This is a genomic window from Actinoallomurus acaciae, assembly GCF_042429965.1.
Classification (GTDB): domain Bacteria; phylum Actinomycetota; class Actinomycetes; order Streptosporangiales; family Streptosporangiaceae; genus Actinoallomurus; species Actinoallomurus acaciae.
Genome location: NZ_JBHLZP010000571.1, coordinates 1 through 4,933 on the forward strand (window position 1 = coordinate 1; position 4,933 = coordinate 4,933).

Genomic DNA, 4,933 nt, shown 5'->3' on the forward strand with positions numbered 1-4,933 from the left:
GGCCCGGCCGGCGGCGCGCCTCCTCCGGGCTCGGCGTCCGCGGCGCCGCACAGAACTCTTCCAGCCGGTACGCGGCCGGTTCCACGCGCAGGTCGCCCGCGGCCTGGTAGACGATGCCGCGGTCGGCCGCCGTGGCGGTCATGTCGATCGCCTGCCGCGCCGCGCCGCCGGTCCCCTCGCTCCGGCGCGCGTGTTCTCCGGTTCGCTCGCTCATGACTCGTTGACGTGCTGGTCGCCGGCGGACTGGTACACGCGCCCGTGCCCGGAGGCCGTCGCGTTCATCAGGACGGCACGTGCTCGTTCCCGTTCCGGCGCGCCGAGCGCGGGAAGCAGTTCCTCCTCGAGGACACGGCGCAGGTCGTCCGCCGAGGCCGGTTCCCGGTGAACCAGATCGCGCAGGCGCAGCCGCCATGCGCCCGCCAGGGCCCGCTCGGCGTCGTCGTCCTCGTCCGCGCGCGCGGCCAGCACCTGGACGCGCACCCGCGCCAGTTCGTCCTGCACGGCCTCGGCCTCCGCCGAGCCGGCCCGCCGCCACAGGCCGACGACCGCCGCTCGCGCCTGCTGCCACACGTCGGTGGCCATCGCGCCCACGATGGCCGTACCCGCCGCCACCAACACCGGGTCCATCGGATGCTCCTCACTCCTGAGTGATCCCGGTGCCGGTGCACCGGAGTACCCCTTTGTCTAGGAGCTCCGGCGGCGGTTGCCCATGGGGCCGGCGTTGTTCGGTTGTTCGCGAATTGATCGCGCAGGTCAGAGCCCCGGCACGGGCCGGCTCACAGCACCAGGTTCAGCAGCATGATCAGCACGATCGAGACGACCGAGATGATCGTCTCCATGATCGACCAGGTCTTGATGGTCTGGCCCACGCTCAGCCCGTAGAACTCCTTGACGAGCCAGAAACCGGCGTCGTTGACATGGGAGAAGAACAGCGACCCCGAGCCGATGGCCAGGACGAGCAGGGCCGTGTGCGACGTGCTCATCCCGGTGGCGAGCGGGGCCACGATGCCGGCCGCCGAGATGGTCGCGACGGTGGCCGAGCCGGTCGCGAGCCGGATGCCGACCGCGACCAGCCAGCCGAGCAGCAGCGCGGAGATGCTCGCGCCGTTCGCGGCCTGGGTGATCGCCTTGCCGACACCGGCGTCGACCAGTGTCTGCTTGAAGCCGCCGCCGGCGGCCACGATGAGCATGACGCTCGCGATGGGCGGCAGCGACTCGGCGATGATGCCGGAGATCCGCTCCTTGCCGAACCCGGCCGGCACCCCGAGCGTGAACATGCCCACGATGACCGCGACGAGCAGGGCGAACAGCGGCGTGCCGATCGCGTCGAGGGCGGTACGGAGGGCGCCGTCGCCCAGCCAGACGTCGGCGACGGCCTTGGCGAGCATGAGCACGACGGGCAGCAGGACGGTGCCGACCGTGAGCCCGAACCCGGGCCGCCGCCGGCCCGCCTCGTCCTCGCCGTTCTCGTCGTCGTCCATCAGGCCGGCGGGCGGCTCGGCCTGCACCCAGCGCGAGGCGATCCGTCCGAACAGCGGCCCGGCGATGATCACGGTCGGGACGGCGACGAGCAGCCCGAGGGCGAGGGTGACGCCCAGGTCGGCCTTGACCGTACTGATCGCGACGAGCGGGCCGGGGTGCGGTGGCACCAGGCCGTGGAGCACGGAGAGGCCGGCGAGCGCCGGGATGCCGAGCAGCATGAGCGGCCGCCCGGACCGGCGTGCGACCAGCAGGACCACGGGGACGAGCAGGACGAGGCCGATCTCGAAGAACATCGGCAGTCCGATCAGGACGGCGATGAGCGTCATCGCCCAGGGCAGCATGCGTGCGCCGGACTTGGCGAGAATGGTGTCGACGATCTGGTCGGCGCCGCCGGACTCCGCGAGCAGCTTGCCGAGCATCGCCCCGAGGGCGATGAGGACACCGACGCTGGCGACGACGTCGCCCAGCCCCTTGCTGAAGCTCGCGATCATCTTTTCGAGGGGCATGCCGGCGATGGCGCCGAGCGCTCCGGACCCCAGCGCCAGCGCGAGGAACGGATGGACCTTCAGCTGAGTGATCAGTACGACGATGACGGCGACACCGATGACGGCTGCCACGATCAGCCGGGTGTCGTGGCCGTTCCAGGAGGACGCGGCCAGCGCGGGGCCAGCGAGCGCTGTCATGGGGGCTCTCTTCCTGTCTTGAGGCTGGTAGGGGGCGAGGGGGTCATCCCTTGGACAGGCGGAGTACGCCATCGGCGGCGCCCGGGAAGCGATCACGGCGTCCATCCTCACTCTTCTACCGACAAACCACCAGGTACCGGGTTTCTCCGTCTCCCCTCACCGACGTGGCTCAGCCGTCACCGACAGCGGCGACGGCTGAGCCGCGCCGCCCCTGGTCAGCCGGTCAGGTCTCGCAGAAGCTCGTCGGAAGAGGTCGCCGAAGAGATCCCAGCAAAAGCAAGGGGGGCGGTGATGCGCGCCGCGGTGAACGAGCCCCCTGTCGGTCACGCCCGCGCTACCCGTTCGCCCGGTTCCCGGTCGCCTTCCCGGCGGTGGGCATCCGGGTCGGCAGTCCGGGGACCATGCCGATGGTCCTCAGCCGATGGGATCCACGGCCGCCGGGTGATCGTTCTCTGAAGCGGCGGTCTCGGCCGGCACGCTGCGAAGATTTATTGTGACGTAACGGGCGAAGTTGTTTACTCCCGGCGCTCTTGACGGCACATACCGCATCAGCGGACAGTAGAAGAGATCGCACATTGTGCACTCTTGCGGTCGATTCGGAATGCGATGGCGCATTTATCGCCAGCCGGATAACTCGGTCCACGGTCGGACGCGCGGAGGCATAACCGCGCGAAACCGAGGGCAGGAGACGCCGCATCCCGGTGGCGCGGGGGTGCGGCGTCGGCGACCCTGCCCGCCGCGGCCGGGACGACCGGCCGGCAACGAGGGAAGACAGTTCCCGTGGGCGATCGGGAGGGCCTCCCGGTCGCCCACTCGTGTGCCCCGTGGCGGGCGTCATCCGCCCCGCCGGACCCATTGGCATATACCCCCTAGGGGTAATACCATCGCCAGAGATCACTTCGTGCACGTCCCCGGCCGGAAAGGGGTGCGATGGGCGCGATCGGGCATGCGCTGGCGATAGCGGGGTCGATGGCCTGGGAGATCCTGTGGGCGTTGATCCTCGGATTCGCGCTGTCCGCGGTCGTGCAGGCCGTCGTACGACGGTCGACGATCGTCCGGCTGCTCGGAGACGACCGGCCGCGTACGCTCACCGTCGCGACCGGCCTGGGGGCCGCGTCCTCCTCCTGCTCGTACGCCGCCGTCGCGCTGGCGCGTTCGCTGTTCCGCAAGGGGGCGAGCTTCACGGCCGCGATGGCGTTCGAGATCGCCTCGACCAACCTCGTGATCGAACTGGGCATCGTGCTGGCCCTGCTGATGGGCTGGGAGTTCACCGCGGCCGAGTTCATCGGCGGACCCGTCATGATCGTGGCCATCGCGCTCCTGTTCCGCCTGTTCCTGCGGGAGCGGCTGCTGCGGGAGGCGCGTCACCAGGCCGAGCGCGGCCTCGCCGGGTCGATGGAGGGGCACGCGGCGATGGACATGGCGGTGCACCGCGAGGGCTCGTTCCGGCGGCGGCTGTTCTCCCGCGAGGCGTTCACCGCGGTCTCCCACGTGTTCGTCATGGAGTGGGCCGCCATCCTGCGGGACCTGGTCGTCGGGCTGCTCATCGCCGGGGCCGTCGCCGCCTGGGTGCCCGACTCGTTCTGGCGCCATTTCTTCCTGGCCGGGCATCCGACGGCGGCCGCCCTCTGGGGCCCGCTCGTCGGGCCGCTGGTCGCCGTCGTCAGCTTCGTCTGCTCGATCGGCAACGTCCCGCTCGCCGCGGTGCTGTGGAACGGCGGCATCAGCTTCGGCGGAGTGATCGCCTTCATCTTCGGCGACCTGATCATTCTGCCGATCATCAATATCTACCGGAAGTACTACGGGATCCGGATGGCCCTGTTCATCGCCGCGACGTTCTACGCCGCCATGGTCGTCGCCGGATACGCCGTCGAGTTGATCTTCGGCGCAGCCGGGCTCATCCCGGAGAAACGCCACGCGGCCGTCATGGCGGCGCATGTCTCCTGGAACTACACGACCTGGCTCAACATCGCCTTCCTCGCCATCACCGCCATCCTGATTGCCCGTTTCATCCGTACGGGCGGCGTGCCGATGCTTACGATGATGGGCGGCGAACCCGAAAAGGACGAGACGGCCCACCACCACGGGTAGCCGGCACGCTCACCCGCTTCCACCGGCTTCCGCGACGCCGGTTGTCACGGCCGACGAACCCGTCAGCCGTTGCACCCGCACGAACAGCCCTTGGGGCAGGAGCAGCCCGAGCCGTGACCACATGAGCAATTGCGCATCATGTCCCGATCGTGCGCCGTGGTCGCCATGACGGCAAGGAACACTATGGTCACCTCCCCCGCCGACAGGCATTACCGAACGGTCGTTACAAACGAGACGATCCCGGGTCGCGGATGCAACCGGATCGTTACGCACGGAGTCAAAGGGCGACAGGAATCGGACCCGATGACGGAGGCGTGAGGACTGGATGGGCACCGGTGAGCCGCGGTTCGGCGTGCTCGGCCCGTTGGTGATCGAGGTGAACGGACGGCCCGTGCCGCCACCCGGGTCCGCGGTGGTCCGCGGGCTTCTCGGAGTGCTGCTGCTCGCGGGAAGACGCCCGCTGACGACCGAGCAGCTGATCGAGCTCGTGTGGGCCGACCGGGCGGACCGTACCGGCCGCGGCTCGGTGCAGGCCGCGGTCTCGCGCCTGCGCGACTGGCTGGGCCGGCTGCCGGGTGACACGCCGCCGGTCGAGTACGACGGCGCGGGCTACCGGCTGGTCGTACCCGCCGAGGCGGCGGACCTCGGCCGGTTCCGCGCGCTGGTGCGGAGCGCCG

General features: G+C 70.2%; 5 protein-coding genes. 2 read left to right on the forward strand and 3 right to left on the reverse strand.

The window, feature by feature from the left end; translation table 11 throughout:
- The 3 genes from ACFFNX_RS42125 to ACFFNX_RS42135 form a co-directional block, all read right to left on the reverse strand.
- On the reverse strand, positions 1-214 hold a 214-nt coding region (locus ACFFNX_RS42125), incomplete at its 3' end, for a hypothetical protein (protein WP_378211852.1).
- Positions 211-627: a hypothetical protein gene (locus ACFFNX_RS42130; RefSeq protein WP_378211853.1), complete on the reverse strand. Its 417-nt coding sequence runs from the start codon at positions 625-627 to the stop codon at positions 211-213. The genes ACFFNX_RS42125 and ACFFNX_RS42130, both read right to left, overlap by 4 nt.
- 149 nt (positions 628-776) lie before the next feature.
- Complete coding sequence (locus ACFFNX_RS42135; RefSeq protein WP_378211854.1) at positions 777-2,165, reverse strand: GntT/GntP/DsdX family permease; 1,389 nt, start codon at positions 2,163-2,165, stop codon at positions 777-779.
- A 930-nt stretch (positions 2,166-3,095) separates the two neighbouring features.
- Between ACFFNX_RS42135 and ACFFNX_RS42140 the strand changes: the two genes are divergently transcribed.
- A complete protein-coding gene (locus ACFFNX_RS42140) occupies positions 3,096-4,256 on the forward strand; it encodes a permease (protein ID WP_378211855.1) in 1,161 nt (386 codons plus the stop codon).
- 325 nt (positions 4,257-4,581) lie between these two features.
- The coding region (locus ACFFNX_RS42145; protein WP_378211856.1) for an AfsR/SARP family transcriptional regulator at positions 4,582-4,933 on the forward strand (352 nt) is incomplete at its 3' end.

Excerpts from the sequence above, each read along its gene's own strand:
- ACFFNX_RS42130 (WP_378211853.1), bottom strand. The coding sequence starts at position 627 with ATGGACCCGGTGTTGGTGGCGGCGGGTACGGCCATCGTGGGCGCGATG.
- ACFFNX_RS42135 (WP_378211854.1), bottom strand. The coding sequence starts at position 2,165 with ATGACAGCGCTCGCTGGCCCCGCGCTGGCCGCGTCCTCCTGGAACGGC.
- ACFFNX_RS42140 (WP_378211855.1), top strand. The coding sequence starts at position 3,096 with ATGGGCGCGATCGGGCATGCGCTGGCGATAGCGGGGTCGATGGCCTGG.